Below are 18398 nucleotides of genomic sequence, written 5' to 3' on the forward strand. Positions count from 1 at the left end.
GCGCTTTTGCAACGTTTCAAGCCATTGAAAACGCGGGAGTGCTTGGCTGGCATAAAGTGCGATCCACAGAGGTTGCTGCGCCCACCCGGCGGTCAGGCACCGCGCGGCTTGTCTCGTTAGCAATGAATGTCCGCTCCAGGCCAATATTCCCACCGGCCCGCACCACGAACCGATCAACCCGCGCCCGGTTCCGGCTCCGCTCCACGCACCGATGCTTCCTTGCTATAGCGCTGCACCAGCAGGTAATCCGAGACCGAGTCGACATCCACAGAGGCATGCGCATAGGGCAGGATCACCACGCCGATGCGCAGCCCCACCCGTCGCGACAGACCTGCGAGCGCGGCATCGAGGCTCAGCCAGCCCATCTTGTAGCGCAACAGCGCCCACAGCCCCAGCAGCCGGATGACCACCAGCGGCTTCTTGCGGTCCTTTTCGACCTGCCGCCAGAAATCGGCCACGCGTCGCCCGTCTGCCGTCAGAAAGGCGAAGAGATTGCAGCCACAATACCCACCATCCCGGAACCGCAGAACGGTCTTTTTCAAATCCGGATAGGTCTGTCGCACCAGGTCATAAGGGGCCAGACCGACGACGACGTCACAGCCCGATTGCACGCTGTCGCGGCAGAAATGATCGACGATCTCAGCGGTCAGCAGGGGATGATCGGCAGTGGTGATCAGAACCGGCTGGGTTTCGGGAAACCGGCCCAGCATGTCATGGGCGCTGGTGCTGGGCGAGGGCCCGGGCGGGGTCCAGTCGATGTGGTTCTCCTCAATGAGGCCCGCAAGCCCGGGGTCGCTCTTGACGCAGGCCTCCGTTGGGCCGCTCAGATGGATCGAGTCGATGGATGCGGCGCCGTCCAGCGCATTGATCACGCGCCGGATCATGATCGTTCCGTCTATGTCGAGCAACGCCTTGCAGGCGACACCGGTTTCATCGCGCAGCGGATCGCTATCGGCTCTCTCACCGGCGAGGATTACTGAGGTAAAGGCTGTCACGGTCTCACTTTCCTAGCGTCTTCGATTCTGATCCGGTCTCGACCGACCTACAAGGTTTTCTGGTAGACGCGATACCGTTTGTAGATCGTGCTGCCGATCGCCTCGATGATATGACGCATGCCATCATTGTCTTCCAGAACCCAGCCCATTTCGACGGATGTGACGTTCCGTTGCACCATCGCCTTGCGCACTGCGTCGATCACCAGAAAGGCAAGCGTCGGGCCAAGCCGCGAATACTGGTATTCCTTGCGCACGCCCATCAGCGCGACCCGCGCGCTGCGCGCGCCCCTGACCTTGATCCGCCACAGCAGTTTCGCCCAGCCGAACGGCAAAAGCCTGCCGCGCAAATCACCGATCAGTTCGTTGATGTTGGGAAACGCAGTGATGAAGGCTACGGGCCGTCCCTCGATCTCGGCGATCTGGATGAAATCGTCGGGCAACAGCAGCGACAGTACCTTGGCGGTTTCCTCGAATTCCGCATGGGTGAAGGGCACGAAACCCCAGTTGTCCGACCACCCATCGTTGAACATTTCACGCATGGCCTCGAAATCGGCAGCCTTGTTCTTGCGGTCGAGCGTGCGGATCTTCACGGTCCGGCTGGCGCGGGTGGCCAGTTTCTGCATCACATCAGGGGCCACGAAATCGGGCTGCACCTTGTAGGTGAGCAGGTTCTTGACCGTCTCGAAGCCCTGCTCTTCCAGTCGCTCGGAATAATAACGCGGCGCATGGCCCATCATGATGAACGGCGGGTCCTCGAAATTATCGACCAAAAGGCCCAGATCCTCATTTATGGACAGGTTGTAGGGGCCCCGCACCGACGCTGCACCGCGCGCACGCAGCCAGCCCTGTGCCGTCTCGAAGAGCGTGTCGAAGACAGCCCGGTCATCCACCGCCTCCAGCATGCCGAAATAGCCGATCTTGCCCGCCTCGTCCTCGGGCTGCATCTGATCAAGCTGCGCGGTGATCCGACCAACGGGCACCCCGTCGCGGTAAGCCACCCAGGCCGCGACCTCGCAATGCGCGAAAAGCGGCTTGTTCTCGAACACGCGCTGTTTTTGCTCAAACAGCAACGGCGCAACCCATGCTGGATCATCTGCATAGATACGCTCGGGGAGGTGCAGAAAGTCCTGTAAAGCTTGACCGGTCCTGGCCTCGACGAGGCTAATCTGATCGAGGTCAGTGGTTGCAGATGACATGGAGGGCCTTTCTTGCAGTGGCTGTGACCTTCCGCGCATTTGCACGAGAGACCGACAGGAGATAAACTGAGCCTGTCCGCATCCCGGTTCGGGACACTCCGAGGTCGTACGGTACACTCACCCATGGCTCCGGGATGGACCCGGATGCACAAATCTTGGAAACCGCTTGCAATTCCCGCACCTAACCTCAAATAACGGCGCGAGTATCCACATTGCACAAGAAGAAGTCGAGTCTCATTGGCCAAATTCATCCTTGGAAACACGTTTCGGGACAAGGCGCTCGACAATGCGGTCGCACGGAATACGCTTTGGTTCCTCGATCTGATTTTCGTCGGCGCCGTTATGGGACTTTTCAGAGTGCTTCCAGTACGTTGGAGCTCTGCATTCGGCGCGCGTCTCGGGAGGATCTTTGGCAAGATCGCCAAACAGCGCAACCGTCATGTGCGGGCCAACCTGACACTGGCATTGCCGGACAGATCTCCCGAAGACGTCAATCGGCTTGCTGGCGAGGTCTGGGCGAATGCGGGGGCGGTTCTGGCGGAGTATCCCAATTTGAAAAGGATCGGTGATCCTCGCGGGGATCGCATCGAAATAGAGATCCTTGAGCAAATTCCCGCCTATAGCGAACCCGATCAGCCGGCGGTTTTTGTGTCCGCGCATATGGCCAACTGGGAGGTGATCGCCCTGGCGATCACGCGCCTGGGATTGCCGTCCTGTGCGATGTACGCACCGCTGTCAAATCCCTGGCTTGACCGCATCATGCTAAACTATCGGGAGGCTTTGGGCTGTGACCTGGTGTCGCGAGAGGACGGGTTGCGCGCGTTCATGGACGCGCTCAAGGCCGGTCGTTCCCCGACAATGATCACAGACAGACGCATCGAGGGCGGAAAGCCGATCCCGTTCTTCGGCGAGGACAAGGCATCGTCCATCCTGCCCGCGCGTCTTGCCTTGCGGTTTGGCGTGCCGCTGGTGCCCGTTCAGGCAGAACGCCTGCCCGGCGCGCGGTTTCGCGTACGCTTTCATGCGCCACTGGTTCCGAGCGACCTCAGCGCAGATCGCGACGGTCAGGCCGTTGATCTTGCCCACCAGATCAACGACAAGTTCGAGGACTGGATCAAGGCACGGCCCGGCGAATGGCTGTGTACCAGCAAAATCTGGCCATCTTCTGTTCTCCGGGCTAAAACCGACATATATATACAACCACGCAGAGCAGCCGAATAACTGGAGCCAAACCATGTCCAACCATCAACCGAGTCGCACCCACCGCGTCGACGAGTCGGTGCGCCTGTTCAAGAATCCGATCCTTGAAAAGCTGAGCCATGTTCACCCGATTGTCCCGCTCCTGGTATGGGGCCCGGTCGCGATCTGGCTACTGGTGCGCGCGGTGACGTTTCATCAGATCGGCTTGGCCGGCTTGGCGCTCATCGGCGTGGCGGGCCTCGTGACCTGGACGCTGGCCGAATACCTGCTGCATCGCTACCTGTTCCACTTCGAGCCCAAGACCGATCTGGGCCGCCGCTTTATCTATCTGTTCCACGGGGTGCATCACGACACGCCGCAGGACAAGACCCGCTTGCTCATGCCGCCCGCCGGGGCGCTGCCGATCATCGCGGTGCTCTACCTGATGTTCTGGCTGGTCCTGCCCTACCCCTGGGCCGAGCCCTTTACCGGGTTCTTCATCATCGGATATCTGATCTACGACTATATCCACTATGCCACGCATCACTTTCCAATGCGGCATCCGCTGCTGAAGTTCCTCAAGCATTATCATATGCGGCATCATTTCTCGGATGATGACGGGCGCTACGGGGTCAGCACTCCGTTCTGGGATTGGGTGTTTAATACCTACCCGTCCAAGCCGGAGAAACCGAACAGAGGCTAGGCCTCGGGCCTGCCTCTCTCTTCTCTATACCGCCGCTCCGGGTTGGGGTCTGTCGATGGCCAAAAACTACTTGTTGCCCAAGGGGCTGGTGAACCGGTTTCGATGGGTGCAAACGCCAATCTGGATGATCGAGGCGGCGGCGTTCTACGCCCTGCTGGGCTTTGCCAAGGCGCTGCCGTTTCCCGTGGTCGCGCGCCTCTTCGCAAGTACGATCGGCACCTTGGGCTATTGGAACGCCCAGAAGCGCTGGGTGGTGCGGCGCAACCTGTTCACCGTTTTGCCCGAGGCCAGCGAAAGCGAGCGCGAGAACCTGGTCCGGCAAATCTTTCGTACGACCGGCCTGGCGGCGGCGGAACTGTTCCTGCTCGGGAGGATTTGGCCGCGGCGCGCGCGTTATCTGGAGGTCTCGATCCATCCGGCAGCAAAGGACATCATCGCCCGCAAGGAGGCCATCGTCTTTGCCACGGCGCATGTCGGCGCATGGCAACTCTGCAACCTGATCGGACGTGAATGTGATTTGAACATTTCCGTGATCTACGCACCAGAGCCCAATCCCTGGCTGCACCGCTTCTTTCTCGCGCGGCGGCGCGATTTCGGCGGCCCGCTGGTGCCGAGTGCCGGGGGCGCGCGCACGTTCCTGCGTGAACTGACGGCGGGCAACTCGGTCGGTGCGGCGTTCGATACGCGGGTTGACCAAGGGGAAATGGTGCCGTTCTTCGACACGCCCACCCCGACCAGCACCTTGCCCGCGATGCTGTCAATGCGCGGCCATGCGCTGCTGCCCATTCGCACAGTGCGCTTGCCGGATTGCCGGTTCCGGATCGAGGTCGAAGCCCCGCTTGTCCCGCGCAACCCGGACGCGCCCCGGTCCGATCAGATCATCGACCTCACCCATCAGCTAAACCAGCGCTTCGAGGACTGGATCCGCGAGTTTCCCGGCGAATGGATCTGCATGAAACGCCGCTGGCCCAAACACGGCCTCGCGCCACAGGATGCCGATGTCTGAGCCGGTTGAGACCCCGCGCGTCTGGGTCGTGGATGCCTACCGCTCCGGCGAAAAGACCCAGTTGCGCGCGCTCGCCGAGGGGCTTGGCTGGCCCTACGAGATCAAGACCCTGCGCTATCGCAAATACGAGATGCGCACCAACCTGCTGCGCGGCAGCGATCTGCGCGGCATTGATCTTGCGCATTCCGACGCGCTCGCACCGCCCTGGCCCGATCTCGTGCTCTCGATGGGCATGCGAAACGAACCGGTGGCGCGCTGGATTCGCGATCAATCCGGGGGCCGCACCCGGCTGGTCTTTCTGGGCCGTCTCTGGGCCGACCCCGAACAGTTCGACCTGGTGATCACCACCCCGCAATACCGCGTGCCGGACCGGCCCAACGTGCTGCGCAACGCCCTGCCGCTTCATCCTCTCGGCCCCGAACCACTTGCCAAGGCAGCGGCCCGCTGGGGCCCTGCCCTGTCGCATCTGCCGCGCCCCTATCTGACAGTGAATATCGGCGGCACCAGCGGACCCTACGCTTTTGGCCCGCGCGCCGCAGAGAGGCTGGTGCGCGATACGCTGGGCCTAGCGCGACAGCGCGGTGCATCGCTGCTGATCAGCTCGAGCGCACGGACACCGGCGACAGCCATCGACGCCTTTGCCGCTCAGTCCGAGGTGCCGATGCAACTCTATCGCTGGCAACCGGGCGACCCCGACAATCCCTATCTGGGGTTTCTGGCCCTCGCGGATGAAGTCATCGTCACCGCCGACAGTATCTCGATGCTGTCAGAGGCCTATGCCAGCGGCAAACCCGTGCACATGTTCGACACAAGCGCAGGGCGTCTGAGTATGCGTCGTGACATGCTACTGGCGCTTGGCGAGACAGGGCAGGCCCGGGCCTTGATCCGGCAGGACACCGACCGCCCCGACCTGTCGCTCGGATCGCTTGCCTATCGCGGCCTGATGCGGTGGGGCTGGAAGCACCTGTCGCGCGATATAAGCCAGATGCATCTCAGGCTGGTGCAGTCGGGTCGTATGGGCTGGCTGGGTGATCCAATACCCGCAGAGCGACAGACACCCCCTCCGAGCGACATGGAGCGTGCCATTGACCGCATCGGTCGGCTAATGGAAACGGTGCCGCCGGGCACACCCGGGACAAGCCGCCGCGCAGAACGCATTAGCCAGCTTTGAACTTGCCCCCCGGCCCCAGCCGGTGAACAATGTCGGCGGCATCAGACAAACGGCTGTTATGAGTGATGGCGAGGATCGTCAATTGATCCCTCAATGCGCGCATCGTCTTGATGATCGCCGCCTCGCTTTCAGGGTCGAGCGCGCTTGTCGCCTCGTCGAGGATCAGCAGTGTCGGGTCGTTGATCAGGGCTCGCGCAATGGCGATGCGCTGACGTTGTCCGCCCGACAGCCGCCCGCCGCGTTCGCCGACCACGGTATGTATCCCCTCCGGCAGGGCACTGACAAAGTCCCATGCCCCCGCTTTCTTCAGCGCTTCTTCGACGCGCCCCTCTGACATGCCCGGGTCGCCGAGCGTAACATTGTGAAGGATGCTGTCATGCAGCAGAACGGTCTCCTGCGGCACATAGCCCACCATTCGGCGCCATTCGGTAAGCTCGATCTGCTCAAACGCCACCCCGTCGACCTTGATCGTGCCCGCCTCGGGACGCAAAAGCCCGATCACCAGATCTATAACCGTGGTCTTGCCCGACCCGGATGGCCCTACAAGGGTGGTCATCCGATGCGCCGGTATATCCAGGTCAAGACCAGTGAACACAGGATTGCCATCATAGGAAAAATTGATACCGCGCAGTTCGATACCCGTCTCCAGAGCCGGGGCCACATGCCCGCCGAGATGTTCCCGCTCCTCTTCTGCGCGACGATTGGTTTCCTTCAAGGACCAATAGGCGCTCTCGCTCTGGGCCAGTTTCTGATACTGCTTCTGAACCTTGCCAAGGAAATTGAAAGCACGCCCCAAGGTCACCGCCAGAATAAGCACGGTCGCAAACTCCATGGAGAGGATTCCCAAGGCGAGGTAAATCCCGAACGCGATGACGATGATGAACATCAGGTCCTGCCCGGAATTGAGCCCTGCGCTGGCCAGAACCTGACGCCGCAATGCCTTGTTGAGACGATTGGTCTCGTGATGCAAAAGCTGATCCGCGAGGTTTTCGCGTGCCATCGCCTTGAGCGGCTTCACCGATTGCAGGGTGTCGGTCAGATGCGACATTAGGGACACCATCAGTTCGGTCTGCTTCTTGCCCGCCTTGCGGGTCACGCGCACGAGGAAATGCGATAACCAGATGATCACGGCCCCGCCAATCAAACTGAGCAGCGTCGCCTGCCATGATACCAGAACCGCTACCGTACCATAGACCAGCGCCTGAATGAAAAACGTGAGCGCCGTCGCCCCGTTCATATAGGCATCAGCCGCTCGCTGCGCCTCGGTCGCCAGTGCATTGCTCAGCTTGCCCGCAGGCTGATGCAGGAAAAAACTCCAGCGGCTGCGCATCATGTTACGCAACGTCTCAAGCCGCAGATCGGTCGCGACCTGTGCCGCAGTATAGCCGACCTGCCGCTGTGCAACCAAAAGCAGGATCGCCTTGAAGAATGCCGCGACCACGATCAACACGAGCAACGCCCCGAGGGTGACCGGAATCCCCAGCCACAAGAGCACATCCAGAACCGCCTGCTCCAACTCTCCGGGCGGCTCAACGTTTGCGGCGCCTTCGTCTGCATAGAGCGCGATCTTGAGCATCGGAAGTAACGCCGAGAGGCCCAAACCCTCGGCCAGGCCCGAGAAAAACAGCGCGACGACCATTAGAAAACTGGCCATTGGATAGGCGCGGAAGAGGTGCAGCATCAAACGCATGGGTGGTCCTTCGTCAATTAGCCGAACATCTGGCGCATGAAAGGTGCGCGTTTCGCGTGTCGATAACACGAGATCGAACCGCCTACCACGTGCAGCGGTGCCGGCGTGGCGCTCGATTGAGCCGCGCTCCTCATGCCGCGTGCCGGCGTGAGATTGCCAGGCTTTCGCATCGCCCCGCCTCTATCGTCTGATCCGACCCCAGACGCCGCGCGCGCAGCGTCACCTGCCAGCCCCCATGGCCGGGCGCAATCCGATAAAGGTGATAGGCCGCCGGTTCGTGATGCATTGACGACGCCGAGGGCACGCCGATCACCGGGGCCGGTCCGTCGCACGTGGGCAGCATCTGGTGATGGCTGCGGTGGCTATGGCCATGCAGGACCAACTCAACACCTTCGCGTTCAAGCAGTGCGCAGAACTCGGCGTGATCGCGCAGGTGCTTGCGCGGTGAAACTGTGCCCGGCAACGGCGGATGATGGATCATCAACAGACGAAACAATCCCTCCTCCCGTGTTTGGCGCAGCAGCGCAGCAAGTCGCTCACGTTGTGCAGCCCCCACCTCGCCCACGGCAAACCCAAGCGGCGACACCACGGCGCTGGACACGCCGATCAGGGCAAGCGCACCACGTCGGCGTAGCACCGGAAAGGCGCGTGACAGGTCAGGGGCCCCGGATACCGCATCGCCTTGCCAATAGGGCTGCCATTGCGCGGCACCCTTGTCCCAGGCCCCGGCCACCAGCGCCTCGTGGTTGCCGGGAATCGTCATCACGCGGGACGCGTCGCCCAAGGCATCCAGCCAGTGCCGCGCCGCGCGATACTCGCTTTCGAGACCAAGATTGGTCAAGTCACCGCTGACCATGATCAGGTCCGGCGCATGGCCCTGCATGTCCGCAACCAGACGCGCCAGGATTTCGGGACGGTGGCGGCGGTGCCGCTTGGTGCGCCAGGACAGCAGCCCGAGAAGGCGCTTGTTCAACACCTCGCGCAACGGCACCTTCACCGGCAAAGGCAGATGCGGGTCCGAAATATGCGCGAGTGTCACCCCTGCGGGTGTGTTGCTTTCGGGTCCCTGCATTGCCATCGCCACCATGTCCGAAACGGGTCTCGCGCGCCGGGCGCGCGGGCTGGATGCCTAATGCGCGCTTGCGCCGACGGCTCTGTCCGATCCGGCACTGACCGCCTTGAACGCGCTCAGAATGGCGTCGATCTGCTCAAAGCTGTGCGCGGCGCTCAGGCTGCACCGCAAGAGTGCCGCCGAATCGGGCGCTGCGGGCGGCAGCACCAGGTTGACATAGACCCCCTCGTCGAGCAGCGCATTCCAGAGCCGCGCCCCCTCTTCCTTGGAGGGCACACGCACCGCAATCACCGGGCTGACGGTCGACGCAAGCTCGTAACCCTGCCCCTCGAGCCCGTCATAAAGACGATTGGCATTGGCCCAGAGCTTGTCCTTGATCTCGGGCCGGGTGCGGATCGCGCGCAAGGCGGCATCGGCGGCGGCGATATTGGCCGGGCTCGACGACGCGGTGAAGATATAGGGGCGGCTGCCATACCGCAAAAGCTGCATCTCGGGGTGGCGGCTGACGCAGAAACCACCCAGCGAGGCCAGGCTCTTACTGAACGTGCCGGTGATGAAATCGACCTGATCGAGAATACCCGCCTCTTCGCAAAGGCCCAGCCCTCTCTCGCCATAGACACCGAATGAATGCGCCTCATCGACCATGAACCAGGCGCCATATTCCTTGGCCACGGCACATAGATCGGCCAGCGGCGCGACATCGCCCAGCATGCTGTAGAGTCCTTCGGCAATGACCAGCGCGCCCTCGGCCTCGCCGCCCAGGCGGCGCAGGCGCTTGCGCAAGTCTTCGGGGTCATTGTGCCGGAACGCCAGAAAATCGGCCCCGCTGATGCGACAGCCGTCATAGATACAGGCGTGGCTGTGGCTGTCGAGCACGACCTTGTCGCCCGGGCGCAGGATGCCCATCAAGAGGCCCAGATTGGTCTGGTATCCGGTTGAAAAAATCATCGCCGACGGCACGCCGTAGAACTCCGCGAAATCGCGCTCCAGCGCGGCGTGCCCGGCAAAGCTGCCATTGGCCATGCGGGACCCGGTGGTGCCGCTGCCCTGCTCATGCATCGCGGCACAGGCCGCGTCGAGCAACTCCGGCTCGAAGGTCAGGCCAAGATAGTTGTTGGTGCCAACAAGGATCGTGCGCTTGCCCGCGATCAGCGCCTCGGTGGGCGACAGGATCTTTTCCATGACGATCCGGCTGGGATCGGCCTCGACGGCCCCCAGCGAATCCCGAATATGCGCCAGTTCGGCGAAGCGGTCTGAAATACTCATGGCCTGTTCTCAACCAGTTGCTTGATTTGATCGGCGAGGTCCTGAACCGTATTGACGTTGGCCATCATGTTCAACGGAAAGCTGATGTCGAAGGTATCCTCGACCTCCATCAAAAGCTCCATCATGTTGACCGAGTCGATGTTCATATCGGCGGCCAGGTCGGTTTGCGCGTTCAGCTCGTCCGACTTGGTGGGAAACCGCGCCAGATGCGTCAGCAGCGTCTGCATGATCTCCTGGTCCAGGTCTTGGGTCTCATGTGACATTAGATTTACCTTCACGAGTTTTGGCGGTGCGTCCCGGCAAGAGCGGAGACAGACCGTCCTGCAGAGAGATATCCGGCTGCCAGCCGGTGGCCAGTGTTATTTCAGTATTGTCGCACACCCAATCGGGGTGGCGAAGCTCGTTGATCTTGCCGGGTGTCATCATCGGCATGTAGCCAAAGACACGGGCAGCCATCAGATTTACCGTTGCAATGGACCGCAAAACGCTCTCGGGCAGTTTCAGGCGCCAGCCGCGACCGCGGCCCGCCACGCTCTCGACAATGGTCGCGATCTCGTCCCAGCTATATCCTGCATCATGGCCATCGTGGAGTTCATAAGTACCCTGCGCCGGGCTGTCCAGAAGTTTGACCGCAGCTTTCGCAAGGTCATCCACATGCAACAGAGAGGCGCGCGCGCCCGCAGCCCCGGGCATCGGCACGACCCCCCGCGCCATCAGCTGCAACAGCGGCAAAAGCTCTTGATCGCCGGGGCCGTAGATCGCCGGGGGCCGCAGAACGGCGCAGCACAGCTCGCTGCCTTCGGCGACCTCTGCCAGCATCGCCTCGCCCGCCCGCTTGCTCGCGGCATAGGGGGACAGTCCGGGCTCACGCGCGGCCAGTGACGACATCAGCACGAAACGAGAGACCGAAGGGGCCTCGCGCGCGACACGCGCAACCCCTGCAACGCCTTCGGCATTGACCGGTAGAAAGTCGGCCTCATCCCGACCGCGCACCTTACCCGCCACGTGGATCACGCTGCCTGCGCCGTCCATCAGTCCGCGCAGGGTGCCTTCGTCAGACAATTCACCCTGCACGATTTCCAGTCCGGGATGGCTGATCGCCAGCGGCTTGCGGTGCACCAGCGCCCTTACAGGCCGCCCGGACGCGAGCAGGTGCGCCACAAGGGCCTGCCCGACAAACCCAGACGCACCGGTCACGGCGACGGCTGTGCTCATGCGATATTACGGATCGGTGCCCTGTCGTGATCAACCGGTGCGGTGTCGATGGGCTCGGGTTTGACCTCCGCGCCCGCCGCACGCCGCCGCCCAAGGAAATCGAGCCGCGCCCGCGCCCGCGCCAGCTTGCCCGACGATGTGCGGGGCAAGGTGCGGGTTGGCACCAGTTCGATCACGCAGTCGATCCCGAATTCCGAGCGCACCAGCGACGCGATGGTCTTGACCAGACGCGCGCGCTTGATCTCGTCCCGCTCGCGGCATTGGATCACCAGAACGGCGGTCTCCTGCTGATCCTTCTCCGACGGAACCGAGAACGCAGCGGCATCGGTGTAGTTCACACCGGGTTGCGTCTTGGCGATGTATTCCAGATCTTCGGGCCAGATATTGCGGCCATGAATGATGATCATGTCCTTCTTGCGCCCGGTCACGAACAGCCGACCATTCGCGAGATACCCGATATCGCCCGTATCGAGCCAGCCATCGGCGCTCAGCGTTTCGCGCGTCATTCCCTCATCCTTGAAATAACGGCTCATCACACTGGGACCGCGCAGGTGAACGACACCGGCGTGACGCTCGGGCAGATCATTGCCGTTTTCGTCCCGGATCGCGATGTCAAAGCTTGGCAACAACGCGCCGCAATCGACAAAGCGAGAGACGCGGCGTTTGGCTTTCAGGGCCTCTTCTGGAACGAGCGGGTTTGCAACGCTGTCTTGCTGCATGTTTTCAGCATCGACATAATCGATCTTGAGTTCCTCATCGAGCCCCGCAAAGCTGATGCCGAGCGAGCATTCGGCCATGCCATAGCATGGCAGGAACGCGGTCGACTTGAACCCGGCAGGGGCCAGCGCCTCGGCAAAGCGTTGTAGCGGTTCGGGATTGATCATCTCCGCGCCCACACAGGCAACGCGCAGGGCGCTCAGGTCCCACTTTTCGGCATCGCTCGCGCGCACGCGCATCGCCGCCAGATCATAGCCGAACGGAGGGCCCGAGGTGATCGTGGTTCGATTGGCCGACATCATTTCCAGCCACTTGCGCGGCCGCATCGCGAAATCCTGGGTGCCCAGGAAGTCGACTGACCGTTGGGTCGCCATCGGCATCATGATGAAGGCGACAAGGCCCATGTCATGGTAGAATGGCAGCCAAGAGCCAAAGCGGTCATCCGAGGCCATCTTGAGGCCGTGCTCTGCCATATCGCGGATGTTGGCCAGAACGGTGGCTTGGTCGATCACCACACCACGCGGAAACCGGGTGCTGCCCGATGTATACTGTATATAAGCGATGCTGTCCGGCGCGATCGACGGCAGGTCTTGCACCGATGGATCAAGAGCGTCGAAGTCGTCCGGAGTTCCGACAAAGGTCAGAGCGGCATCGGCAGTCGCTTCTTCGAGAAAGCTCATCCACTCGACGGGAGCCATGGCCACCGACGCGCCGCAATTTTCAATCAAACCGCGAAGCTGCGCGACATACCCTGCATGGCCACCGATATGCATTGTGGCAGGCAGCGGCACAGGCACCAGACCGGCATACTGGCAAGCCCAGAAGAAACGCACAAAATGCGGCGACGTTTCGGCGACAAGCCCCACCCTGGCACCCGGCTCCAGGCCGAGACCCAACATGCGCCGCGCAAGCGCTACCGCATCGCGCTTCAGGTCGCGATAAGTCGCACTGGCATAGACTTCACCACGAGCGTTGTAAAAGTTAACGCCGGTTTGACCTTGTGCAGCGTAGTCGAGAGCTTCTTTAAGAGTCGGGAAGTCTGCCCGTCGCAAAGCGAGGGCGTGCGAACTGCCTGTCGCCTGCATCTCAATTATCCTTGTTTCGTTTCCGAATATCTTCGGTTTTCACGTCGTCATACCAAGTGTATTGCATGGGGGCATCTACTGGCACAAGCCGCGGTTTCGCGTCAAGTCTGCGGCGAGGGACGTCCCCGGCCCGTTTCGGACGAAAGTGCAGTCCCACCGCCGTTATCCCCCGCGACACTGCACCAAAGTCGAGAGCGCGGGGCTGGTGCGTCGACGGACGCCGACAGTGGCGATTTGGAGCGAGAGACAGGTGACACGGATGCGCGCCCCTACCCCGTTTGAGCGACGGATGTTTGGCACGGTCGAGAACGCGGCAGCAGAGATGCGTCGTCCGACCCGCATCGCTATGGCGCTTCGCGTATACACATGCATACTACGCGGTCCTCGATATCTCATATTATCTTTTTATTACAGATATTTATGATATATTACCTAGTCCATTCACGACGTGCGATCCTGGCGGTATCCGGCCTGATACCAAGACCATCAGTTTGGGCGAGCACAATGCAGATCTGCGCCGCGACCGATCCGGGCCCAGCACATGAATTGAGCCCGGACCCAGAACCGGTAATCAAAGCATCGAAAGCGGCGCGGAAACGCCGTCTTGTGACGGGTGAAACGGCTCTCTGAAACCCGCCGCGACCGGGCCTGAAACGCATCGGCAACATCTTGCACTTCATGTAACAAATGGTTTCCAAGCCGTAACATGATCACGGGTCCAAACCGGCCATTCACCAAATATTACCGAATATAATCAAAACGTCGCACAGATGTGTTCAAAGCCGTTCGTCCAGCTTTCCTGCGCGGCTGTCGTATGGTGCGGGTGAAGGGACTCGAACCCCCACGGATTGCTCCGCCAGAACCTAAATCTGGTGCGTCTACCAATTCCGCCACACCCGCAATTGCGGCACCAATATTGGCGCCGCTGGCGCGTTCTCTAGCAAAGCGACCCGACGGATGCGAGAGGAAAATGCGGTCACCCGGCCTGCATCGCGTCCTAAAAAAAGGCGCGACATTAACCCAATCTTGCCATATTGTGATGAAAAAAACTGAGGCAGTTAACAAGCGAGATACGCCATGAAACCGAAAACGGTCGGGCGGACAGACGGCGAATTGGCCGTCTTGGCCCCTGTGGATACATCCGGTCTGTTGGCCGAGAGCATCATTCTCACACTCGACGGAGAGCGTCGTATCACCGATCTGCGGCCCGGTGACCGTGTCATCACCCGTGACAGCGGATTTGCAGTACTAGAAAATGTGACGCAACGAGAGACGCGCACGCGGGCAGTCCGGATCAAGGCCGGATCATTGGGCCATACGCGCCCCGAACGCGATGTGACGCTCCCCGCGGCACAGCCAATCCTTGTACGGGACTGGCGTGCGCAGGCACTCTTTGGTGCATCACGCGCTCTTGTTCCGGTAGAACGGCTGGTCGACGGAGAATTCGTCACATTGGACCCGGACACGACGACCATGACGCTCTACACGCTCGATTTTGCGGCCCCGCATTTGATTTACGTGGATGGGCTCGAACTGAGCAGCAGCGCGGATATGCCGCTAACGGCGCGCGTCGTTTAGGCGACGAACTCACGCAGCACGCGCGGCAAAGCTTCAGGCAGGTCCTCTGCGATCAATCCCGGGCCGAACACGCGCGCGCAGGCGGCGTGCAGCCAAGCCGCAGACTGAGTCGCTTGCCATGACGTCATATCGCGCGCCATCAATCCGGCGATGAACCCGGCCAACACATCCCCCGCCCCGGCTGTCGCGAGCCACGGCACGGCGTCATCATAGCATGCGGCATGGATGACACAGCGTCCGTCCGGGGCCGCAATGACCGTATCCGGCCCTTTCAAAAGCACCACACAGCCGGCGCGGTGCGCGGCCTCTTTTGTGGCATCCAGTTTGGAGCGGGCGGGCCCCTTGACCGCATCTCCCGTGACGCCTTCAGCCAGATCCGGGAAAAGCCGCCCGAACTCCCCGGCATGCGGCGTGAGCACACAGTCTTGGTGCAACATATCAAACAGGATTTCGGGCACCTCGGCATAGGCGGTCAACGCATCGGCATCAAGCACAACGCCCGGCGCGTGAGGCGCATGCAGCGCCACCGGCACAAGCGCCCGCGCACGCGCCTGACCCAACCCCGGCCCGAGACAGAGCGCCGTGATCCGCCGATCTTTCAGGCTGCCGGCCAGATCATCCGGCGCCGAGATCCTGCGCAGCATCAAAGCGGTGATCTGCGTCGAAACTTCCAGCTGTGCAGATGGCGGCACCCCAAGCGTGACCACGCCCGCCCCGACGCGCAAGGCACCGCGCGCCGCCAATCGCGCCGCACCTGTGGCCCCGGCCCCACCGCTCAACACCAGCGCGTGACCGCTGCTGTACTTGTGGCCATAATCGTCTTTTTTGGACACATCGGAACAAGGCCGCGCAACGCGGTGTGTTGCGCCCTCGACCGAACGGTCCGGCAAGCCGATATCGACCAACGAAAGGCGGCCACAATGCTGCGGCCCGGCATCGAGGTAATGCCCGCATTTGGCACGGTGAAACGTAACAGTGAGATCAGCTCGAACCGCGGCAGTGCCGAGCACACGACCACTGTCACCGCACAGCCCTGACGGCAGATCGACAGCCACAACTCTGCCCCGGCATCCTCCCTGCGCCCAGGACAACGCGTGCCCCTCCAGAGGCCGCGTGAGACCAGTGCCAAAGAGCGCGTCGACGTAAACATCTGCCTGAGCATCGCGCGCAGCGTCAAGCGGGGCAACGTCATCACCTGCATGCCAGCGATCATAATTCGCCCGCGCATCCGGCGGCAGTTGCTCCGCACTGCCCAACAAGAACACGCTGACCTGCCAGCCGCGCGCCTTCATCAGCCTCGCCACAACAAAGCCGTCGCCGCCATTGTTTCCCGGGCCGCATAGTACGGCCGCACGATGTGGCACAGCGGCCAGATCGGGCCAACGGTTGAGAATTGCATCGAGCAAACCCTGTCCCGCCCGCTCCATCAACGCGCAACCGGTCGTGATCCCCGACTCAATGGCGGCCGTTTCCTCGGCGCGCATCTGCGCTGCAGTCAGTATATTCATCTCGTCGCGCACTCCGCGTTTCAATTTCGCCTAAAAAATCATCATCACGCACATTTTTAACGCGTGCCGTTCATTCACTAGCGGACGCGCAACGATTGCCGACCGTAACCGATTGAGCCCGTTCCCCAGAAGTGCTCTGCACGTTGCGAAACGTCAATCCGGGAGGCCGAAGCCGATGAAAAAGATCGAAGCGATCATCAAGCCCTTCAAACTCGACGAGGTGAAAGAAGCGCTTCAGGACGCCGGCATTCAGGGCCTGTCGGTGATCGAAGTCAAGGGATTTGGCCGTCAGAAAGGCCACACGGAGCTCTATCGCGGGGCCGAGTACGTGGTTGATTTCCTGCCCAAGGTAAAGATCGACGTGGTTCTCGACGATGATCAGGTTGACGCCGCAATAGAAGCGATCGTCGACGCCGCCAAAACCGACAAGATCGGCGACGGCAAGATTTTCGTCAGCCCCGTGGAACAGGCCATCCGCATCCGTACCGGTGAGACCGGCTCGGACGCGCTCTGAACATCTACTCCAGCAAGAAAAGGAAAAAGAGAATGAGCAAGGACGCAGTTCTCAAGCTGATCAAGGACGACGATATCGACTATGTCGACATCCGTTTCACCGACGCGCGCGGCAAGCTTCAGCACGTGACCGTTGTGGCCGATCTGGTTGACGAGGATTTCATTGACGAAGGGTTCATGTTCGACGGATCGTCGATCGCTGGCTGGAAGTCGATCGAAGCCTCCGACATGAAGCTGATGCCGGACACCGACAGTGCCTATGTCGATCCGTTCTACGCCGAAAAGACCCTCTGCATGCACTGCTCGATCGTCGAGCCCGACACCGGCGAGGCCTACGCTCGCGATCCGCGCGGCACTGCGGAAAAGGCCGAGGCCTATCTCAAGTCCTCGGGTATTGGCGACAGCGCCTTCTTTGGCCCCGAAGCCGAGTTCTTTCTGTTTGACGACGTGCGTTTTTCCAACAGTATCAACAAGGTGTCTTACGAAGTTGATGCGATGGACGCATCGTGGAACACCGACACCGAATATGAGATGGGCAATACCGGCCATCGCCCAGGCCTCAAGGGCGGCTACTTTCCGGTCAACCCGGTGGATGATGCGCAGGACATCCGCGCCGAAATGCTCTCGACCATGAAGCGCGTTGGCATGAAGGTCGACAAGCATCACCACGAGGTGGCTAGCTGTCAGCATGAATTGGGCCTGATCTTTGGCTCGCTCACCAAGCAGGCAGACGAGATCCAGAAATACAAGTACATCATCCACAACGTCGCGCAGGCTTATGGCAAGTCGGCCACGTTCATGCCCAAGCCGATCTATGGCGACAACGGGTCGGGGATGCATGTCAACATGTCGATCTGGAAAGACGGCAAGCCGCTCTTTGCCGGTGACAAGTATGCTGATCTCAGCCAGGAAGCGCTGTATTTCATCGGTGGCATCCTCAAGCACGCCAAGACGCTCAATGCCTTCACCAACCCGTCGACCAACAGCTACAAGCGTCTTATCCCCGGGTTCGAGGCTCCTGTGCTGCGCGCCTACTCGGCTCGCAACCGCTCGGGCTGCGTGCGTATCCCGTGGACAGAGAGCCCCAAGGCCAAGCGCGTCGAGGCTCGTTTCCCCGATCCGGCGGCCAACCCCTACCTCGCGTTCGCCGCGTTGCTTATGGCCGGTCTCGACGGGATCAAATCCAAGATCGACCCCGGTGAGGCGATGGACAAGAACCTCTATGATCTGCCCGCCGAAGAGCTCGAAGGCATCCCGACGGTCTGCGGCTCGTTGCGCGAAGCACTCGACGCGCTTGCCTCGGATCACGACTTCCTTCTTGCGGGCGACGTGTTCACAAAGGACCAGATCGAAGGCTACATCGCCCTGAAAATGGACGAGGTGCACCAGTACGAGCACACGCCGCACCCGGTCGAATTCGGCATGTATTACAGCTGCTGATAAAAGACGGCCCGGCCCCCACAACGCCGGGCCTGACCTGACCACCTTGAGAGACCTGTTGCCA

General features: G+C 61.3%; 16 protein-coding genes and 1 tRNA gene. 7 read left to right on the forward strand and 10 right to left on the reverse strand.

Annotated elements, in window-relative coordinates; translation table 11 throughout:
- Positions 1-173: 173 nt before the first annotated feature.
- Together Q0X85_RS19075 and Q0X85_RS19080 are read right to left on the reverse strand one after the other, a co-directional pair.
- On the reverse strand, positions 174-995 hold the full coding sequence (locus Q0X85_RS19075) for a nucleotidyltransferase family protein (protein ID WP_297774665.1): 822 nt from the start codon (positions 993-995) through the stop codon (positions 174-176).
- Positions 996-1042: 47 nt separating this feature from the next.
- Positions 1043-2191, reverse strand: coding sequence for an N-acetyltransferase (locus Q0X85_RS19080; protein ID WP_297774666.1), 1149 nt, complete (start codon positions 2189-2191; stop codon positions 1043-1045).
- A 237-nt stretch (positions 2192-2428) separates the two neighbouring features.
- Between Q0X85_RS19080 and Q0X85_RS19085 the strand changes: the two genes are divergently transcribed.
- From Q0X85_RS19085 to Q0X85_RS19100, 4 genes are read left to right on the forward strand one after another with little or no spacing between them, the layout of a single operon-like run.
- Positions 2429-3412 (forward strand): lauroyl acyltransferase, encoded by a 984-nt coding sequence (locus tag Q0X85_RS19085; protein ID WP_297774668.1) that lies wholly within the window; start codon positions 2429-2431, stop codon positions 3410-3412.
- Between the two features lie 13 nt (positions 3413-3425).
- Positions 3426-4073 carry a sterol desaturase family protein gene (locus Q0X85_RS19090; protein ID WP_297774669.1) on the forward strand — a complete coding sequence of 216 codons (648 nt, stop codon included), beginning with the start codon at positions 3426-3428 and terminating at the stop codon, positions 4071-4073.
- Between the two features lie 55 nt (positions 4074-4128).
- Positions 4129-5079: a lysophospholipid acyltransferase family protein gene (locus tag Q0X85_RS19095; protein ID WP_297774670.1), complete on the forward strand. Its 951-nt coding sequence runs from the start codon at positions 4129-4131 to the stop codon at positions 5077-5079.
- The gene (locus tag Q0X85_RS19100) at positions 5072-6250 is read left to right on the forward strand and encodes a mitochondrial fission ELM1 family protein (protein WP_297774672.1); all 1179 of its coding nucleotides are present in this window, start codon (positions 5072-5074) and stop codon (positions 6248-6250) included. Before Q0X85_RS19095 ends, Q0X85_RS19100 begins: the two co-directional genes overlap by 8 nt.
- Here Q0X85_RS19100 and Q0X85_RS19105 read toward each other — a convergent pair.
- The 7 genes from Q0X85_RS19105 to Q0X85_RS19135 form a co-directional block, all read right to left on the reverse strand.
- Positions 6237-7940, reverse strand: a complete 1704-nt coding sequence (locus tag Q0X85_RS19105) for an ABC transporter ATP-binding protein (protein ID WP_297774673.1) — start codon at positions 7938-7940, stop codon at positions 6237-6239. The two genes, Q0X85_RS19100 and Q0X85_RS19105, sit on opposite strands and share 14 nt — an antisense overlap.
- Before the next feature lie 130 nt (positions 7941-8070).
- Positions 8071-9012: a metallophosphoesterase gene (locus Q0X85_RS19110; RefSeq protein ID WP_297774674.1), complete on the reverse strand. Its 942-nt coding sequence runs from the start codon at positions 9010-9012 to the stop codon at positions 8071-8073.
- Between the two features lie 57 nt (positions 9013-9069).
- Positions 9070-10278, reverse strand: a complete 1209-nt coding sequence (locus Q0X85_RS19115) for an aminotransferase class I/II-fold pyridoxal phosphate-dependent enzyme (protein ID WP_297774675.1) — start codon at positions 10276-10278, stop codon at positions 9070-9072.
- Entirely contained in the window at positions 10275-10541 is a 267-nt protein-coding gene (locus Q0X85_RS19120; protein ID WP_297774677.1) for an acyl carrier protein, read from the reverse strand. The genes Q0X85_RS19115 and Q0X85_RS19120 overlap by 4 nt, the downstream gene beginning before the upstream one ends.
- On the reverse strand, positions 10531-11493 hold the full coding sequence (locus Q0X85_RS19125; RefSeq protein ID WP_297774679.1) for an NAD(P)-dependent oxidoreductase: 963 nt from the start codon (positions 11491-11493) through the stop codon (positions 10531-10533). Before Q0X85_RS19125 ends, Q0X85_RS19120 begins: the two co-directional genes overlap by 11 nt.
- The gene (locus Q0X85_RS19130; protein WP_297774681.1) at positions 11490-13295 is read right to left on the reverse strand and encodes a fatty acyl-AMP ligase; all 1806 of its coding nucleotides are present in this window, start codon (positions 13293-13295) and stop codon (positions 11490-11492) included. Before Q0X85_RS19130 ends, Q0X85_RS19125 begins: the two co-directional genes overlap by 4 nt.
- 815 nt (positions 13296-14110) lie before the next feature.
- Positions 14111-14195 (reverse strand) — tRNA-Leu (locus tag Q0X85_RS19135).
- Positions 14196-14372: 177 nt separating this feature from the next.
- Between Q0X85_RS19135 and Q0X85_RS19140 the strand changes: the two genes are divergently transcribed.
- Positions 14373-14873 (forward strand): Hint domain-containing protein, encoded by a 501-nt coding sequence (locus Q0X85_RS19140; protein ID WP_297774682.1) that lies wholly within the window; start codon positions 14373-14375, stop codon positions 14871-14873.
- Here Q0X85_RS19140 and Q0X85_RS19145 read toward each other — a convergent pair.
- Positions 14870-16381 carry an NAD(P)H-hydrate dehydratase gene (locus Q0X85_RS19145; protein ID WP_297774683.1) on the reverse strand — a complete coding sequence of 504 codons (1512 nt, stop codon included), beginning with the start codon at positions 16379-16381 and terminating at the stop codon, positions 14870-14872. The two genes, Q0X85_RS19140 and Q0X85_RS19145, sit on opposite strands and share 4 nt — an antisense overlap.
- Positions 16382-16556: 175 nt before the next feature.
- On the opposite strand from Q0X85_RS19145, the gene Q0X85_RS19150 reads away from it, so the two are divergent.
- A complete protein-coding gene (locus Q0X85_RS19150; protein WP_297774684.1) occupies positions 16557-16895 on the forward strand; it encodes a P-II family nitrogen regulator in 339 nt (112 codons plus the stop codon).
- Between the two features lie 32 nt (positions 16896-16927).
- Positions 16928-18334, forward strand: coding sequence for a type I glutamate--ammonia ligase (glnA, locus tag Q0X85_RS19155; RefSeq protein ID WP_297774686.1), 1407 nt, complete (start codon positions 16928-16930; stop codon positions 18332-18334).
- The last annotated feature ends 64 nt before the right edge of the window (positions 18335-18398 follow it).

Source organism: uncultured Roseovarius sp. (assembly GCF_947259555.1).
Lineage (GTDB): Bacteria > Pseudomonadota > Alphaproteobacteria > Rhodobacterales > Rhodobacteraceae > Roseovarius.